Origin of the sequence: Lentilactobacillus diolivorans DSM 14421, from assembly GCF_001434255.1 — a bacterium.
GTDB lineage: Bacteria > Bacillota > Bacilli > Lactobacillales > Lactobacillaceae > Lentilactobacillus > Lentilactobacillus diolivorans.
The window spans coordinates 1-21,223 of the sequence record NZ_AZEY01000028.1 but is presented as its reverse complement, the minus strand read 5'-3'; the positions used below and the strand labels follow the sequence as shown (position 1 = coordinate 21,223).

The 21,223-nt window shown below is 40.8% G+C and carries 17 protein-coding genes; 10 read left to right on the top strand and 7 right to left on the bottom strand.

Annotation, left to right across the window (positions count from 1 at the left end; translation table 11 throughout):
- Position 1: 1 nt before the first annotated feature.
- From FC85_RS03115 to FC85_RS03100, 3 genes are all read right to left on the bottom strand, one after another.
- The gene (locus tag FC85_RS03115; RefSeq protein ID WP_057864106.1) at positions 2-922 is read right to left on the bottom strand and encodes an ABC transporter ATP-binding protein; all 921 of its coding nucleotides are present in this window, start codon (positions 920-922) and stop codon (positions 2-4) included.
- Between the two features lie 1,016 nt (positions 923-1,938).
- On the bottom strand, positions 1,939-2,793 hold the full coding sequence (locus FC85_RS03105) for an aldo/keto reductase (protein ID WP_057864162.1): 855 nt from the start codon (positions 2,791-2,793) through the stop codon (positions 1,939-1,941).
- A gap of 294 nt (positions 2,794-3,087) precedes the next feature.
- Positions 3,088-3,978 (bottom strand): LysR family transcriptional regulator, encoded by an 891-nt coding sequence (locus FC85_RS03100; protein WP_057864104.1) that lies wholly within the window; start codon positions 3,976-3,978, stop codon positions 3,088-3,090.
- A gap of 109 nt (positions 3,979-4,087) precedes the next feature.
- On the opposite strand from FC85_RS03100, the gene FC85_RS03095 reads away from it, so the two are divergent.
- Complete coding sequence (locus tag FC85_RS03095; protein ID WP_057864103.1) at positions 4,088-5,731, top strand: malolactic enzyme; 1,644 nt, start codon at positions 4,088-4,090, stop codon at positions 5,729-5,731.
- A gap of 136 nt (positions 5,732-5,867) precedes the next feature.
- Here the strand turns inward: FC85_RS03095 and FC85_RS03090 are convergent, their stop codons facing one another.
- Positions 5,868-7,067: an MFS transporter gene (locus FC85_RS03090; protein ID WP_057864102.1), complete on the bottom strand. Its 1,200-nt coding sequence runs from the start codon at positions 7,065-7,067 to the stop codon at positions 5,868-5,870.
- A gap of 171 nt (positions 7,068-7,238) precedes the next feature.
- Between FC85_RS03090 and FC85_RS03085 the strand changes: the two genes are divergently transcribed.
- The 5 genes from FC85_RS03085 to FC85_RS03065 all read left to right on the top strand — a co-directional run bounded on the left by FC85_RS03085 (position 7,239) and on the right by FC85_RS03065 (position 11,757).
- Entirely contained in the window at positions 7,239-7,718 is a 480-nt protein-coding gene (locus FC85_RS03085; protein WP_057864101.1) for a PH domain-containing protein, read from the top strand.
- Entirely contained in the window at positions 7,708-9,168 is a 1,461-nt protein-coding gene (locus FC85_RS03080) for a PH domain-containing protein (RefSeq protein ID WP_057864100.1), read from the top strand. The genes FC85_RS03085 and FC85_RS03080 overlap by 11 nt, the downstream gene beginning before the upstream one ends.
- Before the next feature lie 281 nt (positions 9,169-9,449).
- Positions 9,450-10,295: an aldo/keto reductase gene (locus tag FC85_RS03075; RefSeq protein WP_057864099.1), complete on the top strand. Its 846-nt coding sequence runs from the start codon at positions 9,450-9,452 to the stop codon at positions 10,293-10,295.
- A gap of 244 nt (positions 10,296-10,539) precedes the next feature.
- Positions 10,540-11,034, top strand: coding sequence for a C39 family peptidase (locus FC85_RS03070; protein WP_057864098.1), 495 nt, complete (start codon positions 10,540-10,542; stop codon positions 11,032-11,034).
- A gap of 204 nt (positions 11,035-11,238) precedes the next feature.
- Complete coding sequence (locus FC85_RS03065; RefSeq protein WP_225427617.1) at positions 11,239-11,757, top strand: hypothetical protein; 519 nt, start codon at positions 11,239-11,241, stop codon at positions 11,755-11,757.
- 160 nt (positions 11,758-11,917) lie between these two features.
- Here the strand turns inward: FC85_RS03065 and FC85_RS03060 are convergent, their stop codons facing one another.
- Both FC85_RS03060 and FC85_RS03055 read right to left on the bottom strand, forming a co-directional pair.
- Complete coding sequence (locus tag FC85_RS03060; RefSeq protein WP_057864097.1) at positions 11,918-12,328, bottom strand: hypothetical protein; 411 nt, start codon at positions 12,326-12,328, stop codon at positions 11,918-11,920.
- Positions 12,329-12,388: 60 nt separating this feature from the next.
- Positions 12,389-13,030 carry a uracil-DNA glycosylase gene (locus tag FC85_RS03055; RefSeq protein ID WP_057864096.1) on the bottom strand — a complete coding sequence of 214 codons (642 nt, stop codon included), beginning with the start codon at positions 13,028-13,030 and terminating at the stop codon, positions 12,389-12,391.
- A gap of 281 nt (positions 13,031-13,311) precedes the next feature.
- Here FC85_RS03055 and FC85_RS03050 point away from each other — a divergent pair, with 281 nt between their 5' ends.
- From FC85_RS03050 to FC85_RS03040, 3 genes are all read left to right on the top strand, one after another.
- Entirely contained in the window at positions 13,312-14,493 is a 1,182-nt protein-coding gene (locus tag FC85_RS03050; protein ID WP_057864095.1) for an MFS transporter, read from the top strand.
- Entirely contained in the window at positions 14,490-15,335 is an 846-nt protein-coding gene (nadC, locus tag FC85_RS03045) for a carboxylating nicotinate-nucleotide diphosphorylase (protein WP_057864094.1), read from the top strand. The genes FC85_RS03050 and nadC overlap by 4 nt, the downstream gene beginning before the upstream one ends.
- A gap of 387 nt (positions 15,336-15,722) precedes the next feature.
- Positions 15,723-16,460, top strand: coding sequence for an SDR family NAD(P)-dependent oxidoreductase (locus tag FC85_RS03040; protein WP_057864093.1), 738 nt, complete (start codon positions 15,723-15,725; stop codon positions 16,458-16,460).
- Between the two features lie 682 nt (positions 16,461-17,142).
- On the opposite strand, the gene FC85_RS03030 is transcribed toward FC85_RS03040, so the two are convergent.
- On the bottom strand, positions 17,143-18,072 hold the full coding sequence (locus tag FC85_RS03030) for an alpha/beta hydrolase (protein WP_057864091.1): 930 nt from the start codon (positions 18,070-18,072) through the stop codon (positions 17,143-17,145).
- Between the two features lie 441 nt (positions 18,073-18,513).
- Between FC85_RS03030 and FC85_RS03025 the strand changes: the two genes are divergently transcribed.
- Complete coding sequence (locus FC85_RS03025; RefSeq protein ID WP_057864090.1) at positions 18,514-21,174, top strand: SIR2 family protein; 2,661 nt, start codon at positions 18,514-18,516, stop codon at positions 21,172-21,174.
- The last annotated feature ends 49 nt before the right edge of the window (positions 21,175-21,223 follow it).

Below are 21,223 nucleotides of genomic sequence, written 5' to 3'. Positions count from 1 at the left end.
TTTACTCACCCACTTTTTGGTCATTATTCGCTGAATAATAACGTAAAAATAAGTCTTCCAACGTTGGCGGCGTTGTTTTCAACTGAACAATTCGACTATCTGACAACAACGACATAACGTTGCCAATTTGATCAGAATCAACACTAAACTCAGCTGCCGTCTCATGACCATCGGTAAACGTCAATTGGTGGACGCCAGCTGCAGATTTTAAAGCGGTCATTGGATTTTGAGTTTTAACCACAACTGTATTTCGGGTTAAATGCTGCATTGCTTCTAATGACCCTGTCTCAATTACCTTCCCTTCACGAATAATTGAAATGGTATCACACATTTTTTCAACTTCCGAGAGAATATGACTAGAAAGAAAGACACTCTTTCCAGCTTTCTTTAATTCAGCAACCAAGTTTTGAAAAATAACTTCGTTCAGGGGATCCAATCCAGACGTCGGCTCATCAAAAATGTACAAATCAACATCAGTTGAGAACGCTGCGATTAGTGCAACTTTTTGCCGGTTACCTTTCGAATAGGTTCGATTTTTCTTACTGGTATCCAATTTAAATGTTTTGATCAAATCATCTGTCCGGGGGGTATGTGCTTGTCCTGACATGTGAAGCAACAGATCGATTGTCTGCCCCCCAGTTAAGTTGGGCCAAAGATAAACATCACCAGGAACATATGCCAAGTCCTGATGTATCTTGACTGAGTCCTTCCAAACATTTTGACCAAAGACCTCAGCAGACCCTCCTGTTGCCTTAATCAATCCCAAGATTACCCGAATTGTGGTTGATTTTCCTGCACCATTGGGCCCGATGAAACCTAAGACCTCCCCTTTATGCAATTGTAGGTTCACATCTTTTAAAGCTTTAAATTTCCCAAATGATTTCTGTAACCCGTTAGTCTCTAAAACTAAATCACCCTTCATCGCAAACGCCCCCTATTATTCATTAGGTCAAAGTTGCATCACTAAAATAACGTGTCGTGACCCCAACTTTATAGTCTAAATAAACCGATCACTTAACCAAACTTACCAAGTTTCACGGCCCCTTCTCTCAATTCGACCAAAGTATATTCTATAATGACTGAATAGTCAATAACCATGTAGTCATTATGGAGCCAATTCATACATACACCCTTCAATCGGCCACCCAGCAGTCTTTAACACAAGTAGAACCTTGTAACTCTTTCTGGGGTCAATTGCCAAATACCAGGCAATCTAGTAACCTATTTCATAAGAAACCAACTGGAGGTGATCCATATTAAAAAGAAACCCACCTTAGCAGAAAAATTTTGGCGATTCCATCAGCACTCATACCTAACCCTATTGATTAGTGACGTTATCATGTGGATCATCGTCTCAATTATCGTTGACGGTGTTTTTCAGCTGATGGGTTGGGAAGCCAAAAGCCAAAACATCGGGTCCTTTCTGAGCCGAGCCATTTTTTCAAATATTTCATTTTTTATCTTTTGGTTGATTTATGATGTGGCGAGGAAGTTTTATCGCTGGGAATGAGAGTGCAAAAAGGGACGGTTAGCCCCCAGAATATAAGTGGACCAACCCATTATTCCTTGGTTTGGAATGATGGGTTGGTCCACTTATATGGCCGGGGGCTGTCACTCTTTTGCACGTTTTAGCACAGTAGCCCCCGCCCCAATATTCCTGTTTTGAACATTAAGTTTAAGCGCTTATATAGCCGAAAGTTGCGACTTCTCTAGCTTAGCCTGTGGTAATAACCACGATCTGCGTTTCAAGATCTAAACAAAGTAATCCATATATTAAGAAACTAATTACCCTTTACATATTTTCAATTTAATAATCAGTATCGGTTAAACTCGTTCATATTCAATCATAGTAACACCGCCGGTCACAATCAAAAACGGTCGGAGCAAAATCAAATTAACCCCGGCCGTTTAGCTATCTATTTAATTATTAAATGACCATCATAGTTGTTCGTTGGTATCATCCCATTGCGCAACTGAATTACCGAATTCACCATTTGGATTATGCCATTTAAAGTCGTTATACCACAACCCACGTTCGCCCTGATCAAGCTGGTTGATGGTTTGGACGTCTTCATCGCTCAGTTTAAAGTCAAAAATATGGCTATTATCAATAATCCGTTTTTCGTGGGCTGATTTAATGACCGTGACAATGCCACGTTGCCACTCCCAACGTAAAATAATCTGAGCTGCCGAACGATCATACTTCTTGGCTAGTTTATCAATCATTGGATTAGTTAATGATCTGCCCCCGCCAAGTGGTGACCAAGCCGTCATTTGAACATTATGACTTTGATCAAATTGTAAAATTTTCTTTTCCTGATTAGTTGGGTTGAATTCCATTTGGTTAACGGCCGGCACAATCTCTGCAGATTCCAATAGTTTGGCTAATCGGTCATTATCAAAATTTGAAACGCCAATGGCCCGAATCTTACCCTGCTTTTGCAGCCGTTCCATCGCCTGATAACTTTCAATATATGTTGCGTCTACCGGCCAATGCATTAAATAAAGATCAACATAGTCCAATCCCAAGTCCTTTAATTGGCCCTCAAAAGCCTTGGCAACCTTGTCATAGTTTCCCTGATCACCATTGTAAAGCTTGGTAGTCACGAAAATATCACTCCGCTTCAAGCCAGCCTGCTGCAGACCTAATTTAATGCCGGCACCAGTTCCCCGCTCATTACCATACTGTTTGGCAGTATCAATGGCATGATAGCCATCTCGCAATGCCGCAGCCACGGAATCACGAGCCGTGTGATTATTACTTTTCCAAACGCCGAGACCGAATCGTGGCATCTCAACGCCATTATTCAATTTAATTGTTGATTGTAATCCGTCCAAGTAACGCCATCTCCAATCATTTAAATTGTGGATCACTATTAGCGTAACATATTGTGATTTGATCAGTCGCACTTTTGGATCATGAATGAGTCTGTCCTCGTTAACAAAGAGAATCGGGCAAAATCACTTTAATTGGTTTTTTGTGCTGTCACAACCATTATCAAGCGAAAACGCGGAACAAGGCAACTTCCTACCATATAACAAACATCCCGGACCGGAATATTCGGATAAACTCTTATATTCTGGAAGCTAAACGCGCTTTGTCCCGCTCTGGCTCCTAATAATCGCAATAAATGCTTTTTCAACCGCAGATAGAACATGATCGTGCCGATAAGCCAAATAAATCTGAAACGTTGGCACTTGCTTTTCATTAATTGCTAACACTTTAACATCATCTTTCTCCGTAATTGCTAATTCTGTTAACAAGGCTAGACCGGCATTATGGCTAACCATATTTTTTAAAATATCAACGTCCGTCGTTTTATATATCACATTGGGTGTCACACCCGAACGAGTTTCTAAATAGTCAAAAACTTTGTTGTGAATAAAGCCCTCATCAAATGCAATAAAGGGTTTGATTGCGGCTTGCTTGAAGGTAACTGATCCCGAGAAATCCAACTCATCTTGGCTACAGATAATTTTAAAAGCTTTTTCATCAAGACACAATAAATCAAGATCGGGATTTTTCAATGGTGCTGCTGTGGCAATAAAGGCCAAGTTTAAATTGCCATTTAGCAAATTAGTCAGCATTTCCTCTGAACCAAGGGAATGCGTTTCCAACCGGCTAATCAACTTTTCCCGTTTAAGATCCCCAATGTACCTTGGAAAAAAGTAATTGCCGATGATCGGTGGTAATCCCAATACCAACTTTTCTTTTTGACGATTATTAATTTCCAACCGGGCTCGCTGCATTTCGCTTAAAATTCGCCGGGCATGGTATAAAAACTGAGTCCCGGTTTCCGTCAATCGCAAAGACCGGTGTTGTGGATCCCTAGCTAATAACTGAGTCCCCAACGAATTTTCCAGTCGCTTAATCGCATAAGTAATTGTCGGCTGGGAAACACTAAAATACTGTGCCGCCTGCGTCAGGTTTGCCAATTTGGCAACTTGAACAAAGTATTCTAAATCTTTGAGTTGCATGAGGGCACCTCTTCTTGTCATAAATTATTTTTATCATAAGTGTTTAGTTTGACTATATTCTCTTATCGGCATTATAACAAAGATATCAATCAAGAAAGAGGCAATCGAGATGCACGTAGAACAAATTTTAAACGATCCATTTTTAAACAAAGGCACTGGTTTTACCCAACAGGAACGTGATGAGTTAGGTCTCAACGGATTAATTCCACCGGTTGTCCGAACCATTGACGAACAGGCTACTGAAGTGTATGAACAATTTGCTAAGAAATCAACTGACTTGGAAAAACGGTTCTTTTTAATGGAAATTTTTAACAATAATCGAATTCTTTTCTTCTACCTGTTCAGTCGTCATATTGAAGAATTTATGCCAATTGTTTACGATCCAACCATCGCGGATACAATTGAAAATTACAGCCATAACTTCTTACGACCGCAAAATGCGGTATTTCTATCAATTGACGATCCTGAACATATGCGCGAAGCTTTGATTAATGGGGCTAACGGCCGCGACATTCGATTAATTGTTGTCAGCGATGCTGAAGGCATTCTTGGGATCGGTGATTGGGGCGTTCAAGGCGTCGATATTTCAGTTGGAAAACTAATGGTTTACACCGCGGCGGCTGGCATTAACCCGAGTCAAGTGATGCCAATTGTGCTTGATACCGGTACCAATCGTCAAAGTCTTCTTGACGATCCATTTTACGTTGGTAATCGTCACAAACGCGTTCGTGGTGAAAAATACGATCACTTTATTGAACAATTTGTTAAAACAGTTGAAGCCTTATTCCCAAAAGTTTATTTACATTGGGAAGACTTTGGTCGAAGCAACGCTGCCAAAATCTTAAATCGATATAAGGACAGAATCACCACTTTTAATGATGACATTCAAGGCACTGGCATTATCGTGTTGGCTGGTATTTTAGGTGCCTTAAAGATTTCAGGCCAAAAGCTTACCGATCAAATCTATCTCTCGTTTGGTGCCGGAACAGCCGGTGCCGGAATTACCCAACGAATTTACGATGAAATGATTCTCCAGGGACTTTCAGAACAAGAAGCCAAAAGCCATTTCTACCTCGTCGACAAACAGGGTCTTTTGTTCGAAGATACACCCGGATTAACCCCGGAACAAAAACCGTTTGCACGAAAACGGACTGAATTTAAGAATGCTGCCGAACTCACTAACCTTGAAGCAGTCGTTAAAGCCGTTCACCCAACAATCATGGTCGGTACTTCAACGGTCAAGGGGGCTTTCACAGAATCAATTGTTAATGAAATGGCTGAACACACCGCGCGACCCATCATTTTTCCAATCTCCAATCCCACCAAACTACTTGAGGCCAATGCTGCTGACTTAATCAAATGGACAAATGGTAAGGGATTGATTGCCACCGGCGTTCCAAGTAAGCCAGTGACTTACAAAGGCGTTTCATATGAGATCGGTCAGGCCAACAATGCACTGGTTTATCCAGGACTGGCCGCCGGCACCATCGCCGCAACGTCTAGACTACTTACTGATTCAATGATTAGTGCCGCTGCTCATTCACTTGGTGGAATCGTTGACACAACTAAACCGGGTGCCGCAGTTTTACCACCCGTCTCAAAATTAAATGCCTTTTCAAGAACCGTTGCGATCTCCACTGCCCAAGCTGCAGTTAATGAACAGCTTAACCAGGATCCAATCGATAATGTGCAACAGGCAGTCGATGATCTGCACTGGGAACCCAAATATCAAGAAATGAAGAATGTTAAATAAACAATGACCTAGTTAAACGAAAAGTCCGTAAAACCAGCTCACCGATTGTGAGAATGGTTTTACGGACTTTTTAGATTGCAGCATGATAACTGGGTTTAAACTGCCAATGGTTCATTACCATCAAAAACGATCGACATTATACATTAGCTTTAAACTTTTCCTGAATTTTATAGGTCAACAACCATGAAATAAGTAAGAAAACGGCAACCACTAAATATGGAAAATGATAGTTCATATCCAAGAGAGCCCCAGACATGATCGGTCCAATGATATTACCAACACTAGTCAATGACATATTGACGCCGTTAATCAATCCTTGAGCAGTTGAACTGGCCTTGGTCAGCAGCGTGGTAATTGCCGGCCGAATCAAATCGTAGGCTGTAAACACAATTAAGGTCGCAATGATTACTTCTAATTTTGAATGAGCCAGAATAATCCAAATAGTGCCCGCAAATGATAGGAAGAAACAATAGCGAACCAATCGTTTTTCGGTCAGCCAGACGACCAGCCGGTCAAATAACAAGGCTTGAAACATGAGTGAAATGATGCCGTTTAACGTTAGTACCAACGCAATATTTTCCATGGTAAATTTAAAGACTTCGTTAACATATAAACTATAGATACTTTCAAAGCCTACCAGGCCAAATGATGAAATTAAAATCAGTAAAAACAGCAAGCCCATTGGCCCACTGAATAATTTCTTGGTTTGTGTCCAAGAGGATTTTTGTCGCAAATGAGGCGTTGGCGGGACAACATTTTCTTTGGCATAGCCCTCAATTTCTTTTTCACTTGGCAGCATGAATTGAAGTGACAGCATACTTAGAAAGCCTAATCCCGCCGCGAACCAAAATGGTGTTTTATAATCAAACTTGGCAAGCAGGCCGCCGATTCCCGGTCCTAAAATTAGACCACCACTAAAGGCAGCCGACAATAGACCAATGACTCTGGCTCGCTGCCTCGGTGTCGTTAAATCAGCTGCCAGTGCGTTAGTCGTTGGCACAACCATTGCCGCCGACAGACCACCGATTGTCCGTGAAATATCAAACATCCATAACCAATTCGTTGCCGCAAATAAAATCTCTGAGAACATATATAATAGCAGACCATATACCAGAATTGGTTTGCGGCCAATTCGATCAGATAACTGCCCAACAATCGGGGAAGCAATCAGTTGCGCGAAAGCAAACAACGAGTTCATGATTCCCATATCCGTTGCGGATAAGTGCAGTTCATTTTTTATAAATGGCATCACCGGAAAAATCAAACTCATCCCGACACATACCAAAAAGTTTCCAAAAATAAGTACAATTATCGAGTTTCTAACTTTAGCAGACAATTGAACTTCCCCCTTCCTAAACGATCATTAATCGATCAACGCGCATAAAAAGAAGTATAACGCTATAATCGGGATAATGTCTAGGATAATGCGCCCTTTTTTAATTGATGACACTGTTGAAACTTATACCAAAATTAGGTACACTTTAAAAAATTAAGGAGGTTCATTAAATTGACCGAATCCAACCAATTACCACCCCAAATCAAAACTGTTTGGCGTCTATCTGCATTATTCACGTTTCTAATTTTAGCAATTGTCGGCATCGGCTGTTACTTCCTTGCCACAACCAATAACTGGCAATGGCTCAGTTATCCATCACTCGTCTTAATTGGGATTGCAATTATTTATTTCATTATTGAACTCATTCTGGTCCCTTATCGTTACGCATTTTGGCGGTACACCTTAACCGATGATGCCGTTGAGCTACGATCCGGGTATATTTTCCGTCACCTGGTCTCAATTCCAATTGCCCGAGTCCAAGATGTCACTCTGGAAGCTGGGCCGGTGCTTCAATCACAAAAGCTTCAAAAAGTTCGGGTAACGACTGCCTCAACGTCACACACCATCGATGGCCTTGAACCGGAAGTTGGCGAACGCCTCCGCAAACAAATTATGCAAATGGCGGTGGAGGTGAATGATCATGACGTCTAATCCGAAACAGCATCTTAACCCCCTGTCGATGATTTATTTTCTATTTCGTCATCTATTAGACTGGGTCATTTTGATTGCCTTGGTATTTGGACCGGCCATGCGTTTTCTGGTTCGTCACCACATTAGTCCATTGCTTGGGTTTGGCGGCATTATCCTGCTAATTATCGCGATCGTCTTCGTCCGTTATCTGTGCTTCACATTTGAAATTGCGGATGACATGCTGACGATTAACTCCGGGATCTTTATTAAAAAGCATACGCATATCCCCTATGGTCGAATCCAAACAATTCAACGCAGTCAATGGTTTTTCTTAAAACCGTTTCATTTGGAAAAATTGCAAATCGAAACAGCCGGCCATGATGATCACAGTCCCGAAGCCGTCCTGCCAATTGTCCCGGAACGCGTTCGGGAAGCGATTGAACAACGCCGGGTGAGTCATCACGCAAATTCCGATTCTGATCTTGAATCAACCATCAAATCAACCCAGGCAAATTCGAAACCAATCCCAACCTATTTAATTAATCCCCACGACTTGAATGTATTTGCCTTGACCTCGCTGGGAATCTTTCCATTAATGGGAGTCCTGCTGGCAATTTACGGCAAAATTCAGGACGTGATTCCGCAGCGAATTATTAACTCGATTACCAGTGAAATCGTTCAGCAATCAATCCTAATGATTGCGATCATCGCCTTATTAATTATTATCATCAGTATTATCGGCACCTTTTTAACAATCGTTCAACGCTACTATAAATTTACCCTGACAAATGAATCAGGGCAGCTGAAGACTTACCAGGGCCTTTTTCAACGCAATTCTGTAACGATTCCTGTTAACCGAATTCAGGCTATTCGGATCAAACAAAATATCATCCGCCAATGGTGCAAACTTTCCACGATCCAGGCGCTATCGGCATCATCAGCCGGCGATAAGGAAAAGAGTAACGATCTGATGATCATTCCGGTGATTAAAACGGCTAAGGCCTTCTCAAGTCTCGCGCCGTTTATCAGCTGGGCACCCGCCGATTTCTCACAATTAACAACCCTGCCAAAACGCGACTTCTGGTACTTTATTCGTAACGCCCTGTTATTTGGCCTTGTTCCAGTAGCGATTTGTCTTTACTTTTTTAAAGCTTGGGGATTGCTAAGCCTGCCAATCTTTATCATTGCCTTTTTTCAAGGCTGGTATTCTGCCAGCAACACCGGTTGGAAAATCAGCGGTGACCAATTGATTATGCAAAACGGTCATTGGTTCACCCGCTCACAATTCGTTATCCCAAGAAAAAACGTCCAATCATTTGGCATTCATCAATCAATCTGGATGACTCGCACCAACTTGGCACATGTTCGGGTAAATGTCCGCCACGGCAACAGCAATGAAGAAGTTGAACTCAGATATTTACCATTGTCAGCCGCTCAAGAAATTTTCAATTGGTTGAAAATTCGAAAATAGTTGTTTCATCATTTTCATTACTAGCGTTAAAATGAAATTAGTCAGTGTGACCTGCTAGATTGAGGTAGCAGCCATTTCCCCAACCTCGTTTCGCAATCACAATTATCACCAAATAAAGATGTGGAATAACCGACAGCGACCAACTGCATGGATCATTATCTGAATAGCTAAAATCAAGTTCCCCGGATAATCCGTTAATGCTCTGGAAGCCAACCACCCTTGTTCCTCGGAATTTTCAAATTGTTGAACATGAATCATCAAAATCATAGGAGGCAAGTCATTTGAAAAAATTACTTCTAGGCGACCGTCAAGTACCCGCTATTGGATTAGGAACCTGGCATATGGGTGACGACCAATCAACCCGGGCTCAAGAAATCAAGGCTTTGCAGGCAGGCGTTGCCGCCGGTGCCCGCGTTATCGATACCGCCGAAATGTACGGTAATGGTCGCAGCGAGGCGTTGGTTGGCGACGCAATCCGCGACCTTAATCGCGATGACCTATTTATAATCGATAAGGTCCTGCCGTCCAACGCTTCAGCTAAACGCATGGGCCACAGTCTGGAAACCAGTTTAAAGTTATTGGGAACCGATTATGTTGACCTGTACTTATACCATTGGCGTGGGGCGGTTCCATTAAGTGAAACTGTCGAAACACTCCAGAAGTTTCAGCAAGCCGGTAAAATCAAACATTGGGGCGTCTCCAATTTTGATTTACCAGATATGCAGGAATTACTTACCCTGCCTGATGGCGATCAAGTCGCAGCCAACGAAGACCTCTATAATCTAAGCAGCCGCGGCGTCGAATACAGCTTATTGCCATGGCAGCGTCAACAACAAATCCCATTTATTGCCTATACGCCAGTCGGTGCCGGTGATGAGCGCGGTAACATGATGACCAACAAGACGGTTAAACAAATTGCTGTTACTCATAACGCTACCCCATGGCAAATCGTGCTGGCGTGGGACATTCGGGACGGTAATACCTTAGCCATCCCCCAATCCGGAGATCCTAAGCACGCAGTCGATAACATCAAAGCTGCCAGCATCGACCTGTCCCAAGATGAGTTGGACCAGCTGGACGTGGCCTTTCCAAAACCAACCAGCAAGCAACCGCTGGATGTTAGATAATCCGTCCGTTACTATTCATTAGATAACCTTCTGATCCACCAATGTGCTTGATGAGTGCGTTGGTGGATTTCTCTTTTTTTGGAACCAAACAAATCCCAGTTTTCTAACAATTTCACCATCAACATCACTGAGAACTCCGACAACCGCCTATCATCACACTGCCATCAAGATGTGACGATTGCGCCGAATCCAATTTCAGAATATGATTAAGGCAAATAGATTTTTCTAGGGGAGAAAGAGAGATATGCAATCAACTAAATTACAGGTTCCACTGATTCCACAACGACCAGAATTACCAACCGGCTGTGAAATTACCGCGGTTACCATGATGCTTCGATATGCCGGTGCCGATGTTAATAAAGTCGATTTAGCCAAAGAAATGCCGTATGACGATGACGATTGCAACAAGGGGTTTGTTGGCAATCCTTTCACCGAGGACGGCAACAGTATCTATCCACCTGCTTTAATGAAGTTGGTTAAAAAGTATGCCGGCAATGCCATTGACCTAAGCGGCAAATTAATCGACGACTTGGCTGATCACTTGAGCAAAACCGGCCATCCAATCGTTGTCTGGGTCGGCCAATTCGACGGCTTTCACACTCACGCATTGGTCGTTACCGGCGTCGATGACAGCAGCGTTTACTACAATGATTGCTGGACAAATGAAAAGGCTGCTCTCGATAAGGGAGACTTCGTCAGCAGCTGGTCAATGAAGGATCGGATGGCCCTTAGTTATTAACGGGGAAGTAATTTCATTCGGATTTGAAAATTAACCGAGATGAGTTTTCATTTCAATGTCAGTTCAAAGAATTCAGTTTGGACTGATTTTTTATTTTATGGTATGTTTCTGTTTGAAGATTCTAGTTATTTCCAATAAGATGGGCTTATGTTCTCGAGCTAAGACTATTTCGACTGAAAATTGTTTCAAGATTGGATTCAAATAATGAAAAAAGTAATTAAAGGCGGCATGCTGGGAATCCTCATTCTCTGCATCCTGGGGATCGCTTTCAGCATGACACAGCACCGCTCAACACAACCACATCATTCGCATCCCACAGCTAAAACCAGTTCCCTTAAAAGATCCAAGCCACTGACGATGACAGAATTTAACCATCACCCTAAGTTGGCATTCGGCAGCGTCATTTATTTTGCGATAAAACACGTCAATATTCAACGCTGGCAGGAAGTGTCCGACTTCAGTCTTGGCTGGCAGGTTGAATTCATCGAACCTCCAAAGGGAACCATTACTTGGTTTGGCCCAACAAAGATATTAAAGAAACCGAAAAGCAGCTTGAACCCAACTGGTTTGAGATTAAGCATCAAAATCAAATTGTTTACCACAGTTTGGTCGTCCACTCATTCGGTGAGGTGCAAACCCACACCACCACTGCGAACACAATTATTCGGCGAATTAACGCGGATCATGCGGAAAATAAGGTTCGCAGGATGGTTGTTAACATGACCGTTATTAAGGATAATTGACAGGATTCTGTTTTTATCAACTCATAGAAGCCCCGCCAGACCAATCAGCATAATTGCTTGGTCTGGCGGGGTTTTTAGATTTATTGTTAAAGTTGTTCAAAAAAGAGAGTCCATTATTCTGAGCTTAGGATGTATTTTTATTATTGATTTCCCTTCAACCGCTGAAATTGGCTCATCAATTCAGCCGGATTAGCCACGGTTAAAAATAAATAGTCGTATTTTTCGTTATTTAAAGTCACAAATAAAATATTATCCTTACTAGAAACGTCAAGGTATGACTTTTTAGACTTCTTTGATTGGTTCATCTGACTGGCCTCACCATAAAATGAGCCGTAAAAGGTCCCCACTTTCTTGGTAGGCAAGCCCAATCCTGGCGCCCGTAAGTTTACCAATCCCCATTTACCATCCTTCTGCATTTGGTCACGGCTTTCCACCGTCAGATCAGATACATGATCAATCGGAATTTTAAAATCTCCCTTAAAACCCCAAACCTTATCCAAGCCACTGATACCGACAATCATTTGGTTATCTTCAAACTTTACATTAGCCATCGTGACCACTCCTCTCAATCAACCGGATCCCAACATAACTTATGCTTCGTTAAGTTCATTCTACTTTAAAACCGACTGATCATGAAGTAATTTCTCTAGTCTTTTCGAATCAGCATCCACCACTGCTTTCATATTTTTGAATCGTTTTGAATAAGACGGGTGATACAGTGGGAAGATTTGCCGCGCCTCTTGAGTTAATTTAAACGTATTCGTTGCTTTATCAAACTGTTGAATTGGGCGTTCCAACAACTGACCGTGCAGCTCACCAATCTTGGCTTTATTGCCTAACAATCGCTGCAGGCTGGCATTTCCCATTGGTACCAGCAAACGTCCCGGAAACTGAGCCAATTCGTAATCAAACATTGGCGCCCAAGTCTTCACCTCAGTGTTGTTGGGACGCCGATCACTTTTGCGCCCCGTTTTACCAATTGAAAATGGTCGTGCGCTGACAACTCCGGTAATGTAAATATCCTCGCGAGTCAATCCCAATGATGCCAACCAGCGGTCAAGCTCTTTTCCGGCAGGTCCCATAAACGGATGACCCAGCTTAATCTCTTTATCGCCAGGCGCCTCACCCAATAAAAGAATCTTTGGATTTAGGCCACCCTCGCCAGCGACAAACCCTTCCAAACGTGGATCTTCGGCAGAGCGTTGTTTGCCCCAATCAATCCACTGAGATGTCAAAATGGTCTGAATCTTCATGTGTGATAATCCCCTTCTTGATAACTATTAAATTGTTTCGTTATTCATAATTATGTCCAGTATAGCATGATCGATTTGCTTCACTCTAGTAGTTAAGCCACATGAACTAAATCGATTTAGCTAATTTACGCCGATAAAAAAATCTTACTAAATAATCATCTGCCCTTGAACTTTTCATTTTAAAAGTGTATTCTGCTATTTAAAGTAAACGTTACTTTTATTTTTTACATTGTTTAAAAGTATAAACTACTTTTATTTATCAGAAGGGAGTTTTTGACAATATGGATCACACAAATCAGCAAACAATGTCACGCGTCTTCTTAATCATTGGAACCGCGTGGCTATTTGACGCAATGGACGTTGGATTACTTTCGTTTATTATGTCAATTGTACATAAGGAGTGGGCACTGACAAATTCGCAGACGGGGCTAATTAGTTCAATCAGTACCGTTGGGATGGTCTGCGGTGGCTTTTACTTTGGTCATTTAGCTGATCGGATTGGCCGCAAGAATACGTTAATTGCGACGCTGCTCACCTTTTCAATCGGAAATTTGGTTTTGGCGGGTTCCCCCGGCTTCTACACGTTTCTCGCAATTCGATTTATCGTTGGAATGGGACTTGGCGGTGAACTTCCGGTTGCCGCAACCTACATTGCCGACATTTACAGGGGAAGCAAACGATCCCAAATGCTAATCTTGGCCGATAGTTTTTGGGCAGTTGGTTGGCTGGTCGCGTCATTTCTCTCATTCTTATTGACACCAGTACTTGGCTGGCGCGGTATTTTGATTGTGACCGCCATTACCGGATTTTTTGCCATTATTTTGCGAAAACACATTCATGAAAGTCACCCGGAAACTGCTCAGGCCCAGAATTGGCTGGTATCATTACGGACAACCTTTAAGCCATGGACCTTAATGCTTTGGCTGGCTTGGTTCATGGTCATGTTTAGTTACTACGGGATGTTCATGTGGCTGCCAAGTATCATGGTGGACAAAGGGTACGGAATCGTCAATAGTTTTGGCTACACCACAATCATTGTTGTTGCCCAACTTCCGGGCTACTTCTGTGCGTCATGGCTCGCTAAACGCATCAAGGTTAAATACGTTTTTGCGCTGTACATGCTGGGAACCGCGCTGGGCGCCATCATGTTTGGTCAATCAGTAACGGCCGTTATGATCGTTATCTCAGGGTGTGTCCTGTCATTCTTCAACCTTGGTGCGTATGGGGCGATTATCGCATTGACTCCTGAACTTTATACCAATAATATCCGTGGGACCATGACTGGAACGGCGCAAGGAATTGGCCGAATCGGTGCCATCTTTGGCCCACTATTGATCGGCGTCTTGATGGATCGCAGTGTTAATATCAGCACGATTTTTATCATTTTCATGGTTTCGTTGGTCATTGGCTCAATTGCTGTCCTTGCCCTACCAACCTCATCAAGTCAGGAGGATGCCGAATGAACCCGCTATTGCTGAAAGATAAGGTCGCTGAATTTCTTAAAGAAGACATTGGTTTTGGCGATTTTAGTGCTCGCTACCTGCCAATTGACAAACAGTTAACCGGTTACTTCATCGTCAAACAGGCTGGCATTGTCTGCGGCCAACAGATCCCACCCGTTGCTTATGATTTGCTGGGAGAAGCCGACTATACGGCACTTGTCGCGGATGGCACAACCGTCTCGGCTGGTCAAAAAATCGGTAAAGTGACCGGAACGGCCGCAACCCTGTTGACTGGCGAACGGGTCACCTTGAATTTAATGCAGCGAATGAGCGGCATCGCAACAAAAACCGCTCGCACCATTCATAATCTGGATGATGCCACCATTAAAGTAACTGACACGCGAAAAACGACGCCGGGTCTGCGATTATTTGATAAATACGCGGTTAAAACAGGTGGCGGTTTCAATCACCGCTTCGATTTAACCGGCGGCGTCATGTTGAAAGACAATCATATCGCGCTGGCCGGTGGCGTCAAGGAAGCCTTAATCCGTGTCAAACGTCAACTTGGTCCGCTTACCCCAGTCGAAATTGAGGTCGAGACCAAACAAGAACTTCTGGATGCCGTGGCGGTTGGTGCCGATGTGATTATGTTTGACAACCAGAATCCGGCAACCGTGAAGCAATGGCGGCAACTGGTTCCTAAAACGATCAAGATTGAAGCGTCAGGTGGCATTTCAGAAGCTACCATTAGCCATTTTAAAGGATGTGGCGCCGATTTTACCTCGGTCGGTAATTTGACCAATGATGTGTCACCACTGGACATTAGTTTTTTGGTGGCTGGTGCGGTGAAAAAAACGTCTTAAAAATAACGACATCAAAAATTTCGAATTCAAAATTGATCACAAACAGTAAAGGGGTTGAGACAAAAGTGATTTTGTCCAGCCCTATTTGTTTGCAGTCACGAATATTACCAAGCAAAAACGTGAGACAAAAGGCAACCTCCTGCCGTACAACCGAATTATCCCAATATTCAAGACCGGAATATTCGGATAATCCAATTGTACTCTGGAAGTTAACCGCCTTTTGGCTCACTCTGTTTCCTTTGTTCTAACTGAAGTTTTACGACTTATCACAACTGAATCCAAACTGTGGCAATCACTAGCTGAACGTGTATGCTAAAGGTAAAAAGAAGTACGTGATGATTACTAATCAGATCTCGTTTTAGATTACTAAAGAAAGGATGAGTCTTCATGGCTGATTTATCAAATGTAACCGCACTGATTACCGGTGCCACTGGTGGCATGGGTAAGGCTTTTACCAAGAACTTCATTCAAAATGGGGCCAATGTCGCTTTGACCGACGTTAATGTCACCGCCGGTCAAAAACTGCAAGCTGAATTGGGTAACCATAGCCTGTTTCTTAAGCACGATGTCACGTCAATGGATGATTGGCAATATGTCATTGAGGTGGGTGAAGCAACCTTTGGTCCGTTTAACGTCTTGGTTAATAATGCCGGCATTGATATTATGAAGCCGATTACCGACATGACACCAGCAGATTACGATAAAGTCATCCATGTTAATCAGTATTCAGTTTTTTACGGCATGAAGAGTATCGTGGCATCGATGAAACGCGCTGGCAAGGGATCGATCGTCAACATCTCCTCAATTGGCGGCTTGGTCGCTATTCCGAATACCATTGCCTATGGTGCCAGTAAGTTTGCAATCCGTGGCATGACCAAGGACGCGGCACTTGATCTGGTCGACGATCATATTCGGGTAAATTCCGTTCATCCAGGAATGGTGGAAACGCCAATTCTGGAAAATATCCCCCCAGAAAATAAAGCAAGAATTGCGCAGGATGTCCCAATGAAGCGTCTCGGTAAACCGGAAGAAATTGCCAACGTGGTTAATTTTCTGGCTTCGGATGAGGCCAGCTTTATTACTGGACAGGAAATTGTGGCTGATGGTGGGTATACGATGAAATAGCCTGATGGTGGACATGGCCGTTGCTGAGACCGCAACTGTGTTGAAAGCTTAATTGACAGACAGACGATTTTAGCAATATGAATGATAATATCCATCCAGGAATTCGGCATAAATAGCCAAAATGGCTTAAAATGGATGGCATAAGAATTAATTCGGGATAAAGACGGTGATCCCTTATGAATAAACATGATTCAACAAATGGATTTAATTTTAATTGGCAAGATAGTATCAACTTTATTCTAATTCTGTTGATTGTTATGTGGCCTGCTGCCCTACCTTACTTGGTGAGCATCTATGTTTTCCTGATTGGATATGTCATATTCAGATCCATTAAAGCTAAAGATAGTCGGTCCGTAATAATAAATTCAATTGGCATTATCATTTGTATTGGAATTGTCGTTTATATTTTACTATCAAAATAAGTTTTCTTCGATCTATCATCACCCTCTTTTTGGGCTAATAACCACTCTAAGAAAATCCATCCACTTTATCTCTTTTGATGAGTTGACTCATTTTTCATAAAATTGTTTAAAATCAGCATAAAAGGCACTGGAAAAACTTCCAGTGCCTTTTATAACAGATGAGCTGCTCTCAAATAATGGTAAATTTCTCCCCCATTTTAGGACGTAACTACTTGTGAAAAACAATGAGTAATACTGATAACTACCATTAACCTGCGCCATTATTCCCAAAGAAATTTCATGATTGCTTCCTGAACACGCGTATTTTTAGTTTCAAGATAGGGATGTTTTGCAAGACGTCCTGAGAAGCCACGAACCTGATAGCTGGCAACCTGATTTTTCAAGATCGAACCTAGTGATAATGCAGATGGGACGCTCACTGTCCCGTCAGAATCCGATCCATTATTGACTCTGCCAAAAATGTTGAGAATTTTAGCCTGCTGAGGAAAGTTTCGGCGATTTTTCATTAGTAACCGATATTCGGGATGTTTAATCTTAGGCTGACCATTGGCAAGCAGTCGATTTTGTCCCGGATGATCATCCCATAGCCGACTCAAGGCACCACTGGTAGGTTGATCCCATTTGTGCCGGTTCAAGATACCATCGAATGGGCCGGCGATTAATACCAGCTTGTTAAGTCGAGGTAACAAGCGTGAGTTGCCATCCCGTTCACTTTGAAGTGTTAGTGCATACGCACCCATCGAATGTCCGATCGCGTTATATTGGGTAACGTGATAATTTCGTTTCAATAATATCAAAATCTTATGCAGAGCAGCTGCTTCTTTAAACTCACCAATGTAGGCATTAGGAAACTTAATCAAAATTTCCGGAGACTTTCGTGGATGAGCAGGTAAATGGCCATACATCTGAATTTGGCCGGATGGCCCGACAAAGACGATGAGCCCCTTTTGCGCAACTCCCTTTCTAATTGCCTTCTTGGCTAGTGGCATTTGGGAACGTAAACCAGCTCCCCAACCATGAACAAATAGAACCGGTGTTGTCGAGTGACTCGCTGCCAGGGTTGATTGCTGCTGGCTTATCCGGTGAGAATGATGGGCTGACCGAAAAAGGCTGCCGGCCACCAGTAGCACGATCACCACGCCAATGATCACACTGAGAGTTATTAACCTTTTGCTTCGTTTCGTCATCATTCATCCACCTCGAATATTAAGCCTGATAAATTAGCTTAATTGATTATAGAACCATTGTAATAGTTACAATCATTGTGAGGTGCATCAGCACTTAAAATATACCAAAGATTTACATTCTTAAGAAAAATGAAAATATTATTGATTGGAACAATTCCTATTCGGTAACTCCATCCATACTGATACCTTATCATTACTTACCTTGTAAAAATTATTTTTCAAAATCTAGACCATTGTGTTCTATGCATAGTCTTTAAGCCATTATCTTCAAATTTTTTAATTCATAAATGGAAGCTAATGAAAGTATAAAGTTAGATTGATTAAGTATTCATTTAATTCTTATAATATAATCCAACTGACAAACAGTACATTTAAGACAATGTATAATTATAGTTAGAGGTTCTTACTATAGGTAAGAACGTAAAAATAATTTAGGAGAAGAAAATGAATTCTAATTTATCAGCAATTTTATCACGACTTATTAAAGCCTCAGATGACTCTAGGTTAATTCTTTTTGTTGGAGCTGGTGTTTCACAAAATTCAGGATTCCCGTCATGGTCAAGGCTGGTGGAAAAGATGGCGGAAGCTCAGAATATTCAAACTGACAAAGACTTTACTAACGATGAACTATTAAAAATTCCAGAAATGATGTTTCAAAAAAATCCCACTAAATATTTTGATATCATTCGAAAAATAATGCAAAAGCAGCATTCTGGAAATGTATTAGATGACATGATTGTTCGATTAAATCCTGATCACATCATTACTACCAATTACGACACACTTCTCGAGAAGTCCGCTCTCAATTCTAAAATATTTAAATATGTAACTATTTTTGATGACTCATCTCTTTTGCTTCGTGGTAATTCTGGATCTCATTTTATATTAAAAATGCATGGTGACATTACTCAGGAGAATTTAGAAAAAACGATTGTATTAAAAGAATCTGATTATTTAAACTACGACCATTCCCATATTTTAATTTCAACTTTTATTAAAACATTGCTTGCAACGCATATCTTTCTTTTCGTTGGATATTCAATGTCAGATAATAATCTTCGTTTAATAATCAACTGGATAAATTACCTAAAAAAACAATTAACCTATAATAATAGCAAAAATAACATTCCAAATAACGTTTTACTATATTCAAGTTCAGAAAACCATACTTACTCATATACACAACTCCAAAATTATTATAAATCAAGTAACATTGATCTAATTGATCTTGACACTTTACCAAACGAAATAATGAGATATGATAATGAAGATCGTTTAACAAATAAAACGGCAAAAGCAGATTATGCAATCTTAAATGCGATTGCTCATTGGTATCCATATTTTAATAATAATTATTTGGAGATATTAGATCAGCTTCCATACACCTCTTTTGAAGATCTCCGACCTGTTATAACACACGATATTGAACTGTTACCAAATGGAAAGCTTGAAGATGCTTACCTAAGTTATTACGGTTCTACTGTTATTATGAGTAAAAATTCGTTTAAAAGGATTAAGGCTATTCAAGACAATGACAAGAGAAGCACACCTCTTATTAACTCAATTCTAATTAAATCCTCTATCACCGACTTGATTGCTGTAAGCCCAAGTTCACCTAAAACCTATTCCACTACAATTTTAAAAGAACAATCTGATAAAGTATTTTTATTAATGAAATCAAATCAATATTATAGCTTATTTAGGAAAGCGTCTTCAAAGCCGATCAATTCATCAATAAAGTCGCGGTTTCAACACGCTTATATAAGCTATCTCTTTTTTCCGAAAGAATCTATTGCTATGCTCTCAAAAATTTCAATAAACGGGGAAAAGAATTATTTATACTCATTAATAAAAAAATTAGATCTTGCTTTTACAGACACTAATAATAATTCAATAGGTATTATCAATAAAATATTCAATGAACAAACACCATTACAACAACTGCAATCCCATACTTTGAAAAAGATTTTTCTTGGAGGTACCGAATCTTTCTCTGTAAATAATTTAAGCCTACAAAAACTTGTCAATGAACAAAATAAAATTTATTCAAGTAATTTTTTCTCCGCTCCGTTAGTCGATCCATTAAGTGGCCGCAAAAAGAAGTATGGGAAATTAGCCGAAATACAATTTTTTGCATATGATATGTATAATTACATTCACAAAAATTATTTGTTCATTGATATTTTCTGTGTAAGTTGGAATAATATTTTCAGCGCGTATTGTAATATGATTATTACCACTTACACTCGTAGTCAAAATAAGCTTGACCCTAATGTAGATGCACAACGAGACTATCCACTCAACACTATTGATGTTGACATTATTGTAAAGTTTACTTCTACATCCTCTTTACAAGAACAATTAGAAAAACAAAGTATTCATGATTTAATTTATAACAATGAAAAAGAATTTTGTCAAAATTTTGTGAATCTATGTGGTTCTTATATTAAAATCGATCAAGAACTTCATCTACTTGGTAGGAAGGGCATCCACCCAGCCCGATACAAATTTGAAAAATGGGTGGAAAATTACCTATTGCTCATAAGACATTCGAAACTTTCTCCCTCAAATCTTACACAATGTTTAAAGGCGGCTTTTTCATTAATTGAACATGTCAGAGTTGATCTAGTTATTTTAGAAAAAATAGCAAAAATTATTGTAGATTACTCATTTAAAATGAGAAATCACCCCACCACTAATTTAGAAGTATTTTTGATTCGTTATCTTAGTAACTCTACAAATTTCAACAAATTAAACACACCTCTAGAAAGCCTCTCTGCATTGCACTTCTGGGTAGAAAAGGTACTTTCGTGTAACAAAATAGACAAACAGCAAATTCGTAGGAACATCCTTTCAAATCCCCAGCCTGATTACGTGATTTTTTTTATTTCTTCTTTCAAAGAAGAAGAAATCCCCAGAAAAATTGCTAATAAAGTTATAGATCATTGTTTAAATCAGTATCCTCAACTTCCAATCCAATTGTTCGAAAATGGTTATCTCTTACATTCACGTGGATACTACTTCCACCATCTCATCAAGCAAGTTAATAACCATCGGATTCCAAAAAATCATATAGTAATCGGAGGAATTGAGAATCAATTGTAAAAGGCACCCGTAAAATGTAGGAAAACGGCAGGTTAGAACTGTTGGTTTT

Excerpts from the sequence above, each read along its gene's own strand:
- FC85_RS03100 (WP_057864104.1), bottom strand. The coding sequence starts at position 3,978 with ATGCAACTCAAAGATTTAGAATACTTTGTTCAAGTTGCCAAATTGGCA.
- FC85_RS03070 (WP_057864098.1), top strand. The coding sequence starts at position 10,540 with ATGCAATCAACTAAATTACAGGTTCCACTGATTCCACAACGACCAGAA.
- FC85_RS03040 (WP_057864093.1), top strand. The coding sequence starts at position 15,723 with ATGGCTGATTTATCAAATGTAACCGCACTGATTACCGGTGCCACTGGT.
- FC85_RS03065 (WP_225427617.1), top strand. The coding sequence starts at position 11,239 with ATGAAAAAAGTAATTAAAGGCGGCATGCTGGGAATCCTCATTCTCTGC.
- FC85_RS03030 (WP_057864091.1), bottom strand. The coding sequence starts at position 18,072 with ATGATGACGAAACGAAGCAAAAGGTTAATAACTCTCAGTGTGATCATT.
- FC85_RS03050 (WP_057864095.1), top strand. The coding sequence starts at position 13,312 with ATGGATCACACAAATCAGCAAACAATGTCACGCGTCTTCTTAATCATT.
- FC85_RS03060 (WP_057864097.1), bottom strand. The coding sequence starts at position 12,328 with ATGGCTAATGTAAAGTTTGAAGATAACCAAATGATTGTCGGTATCAGT.
- FC85_RS03115 (WP_057864106.1), bottom strand. The coding sequence starts at position 922 with ATGAAGGGTGATTTAGTTTTAGAGACTAACGGGTTACAGAAATCATTT.
- FC85_RS03055 (WP_057864096.1), bottom strand. The coding sequence starts at position 13,030 with ATGAAGATTCAGACCATTTTGACATCTCAGTGGATTGATTGGGGCAAA.
- nadC (WP_057864094.1), top strand. The coding sequence starts at position 14,490 with ATGAACCCGCTATTGCTGAAAGATAAGGTCGCTGAATTTCTTAAAGAA.
- FC85_RS03105 (WP_057864162.1), bottom strand. The coding sequence starts at position 2,793 with ATGCCACGATTCGGTCTCGGCGTTTGGAAAAGTAATAATCACACGGCT.
- FC85_RS03095 (WP_057864103.1), top strand. The coding sequence starts at position 4,088 with ATGCACGTAGAACAAATTTTAAACGATCCATTTTTAAACAAAGGCACT.
- FC85_RS03025 (WP_057864090.1), top strand. The coding sequence starts at position 18,514 with ATGAATTCTAATTTATCAGCAATTTTATCACGACTTATTAAAGCCTCA.
- FC85_RS03080 (WP_057864100.1), top strand. The coding sequence starts at position 7,708 with ATGACGTCTAATCCGAAACAGCATCTTAACCCCCTGTCGATGATTTAT.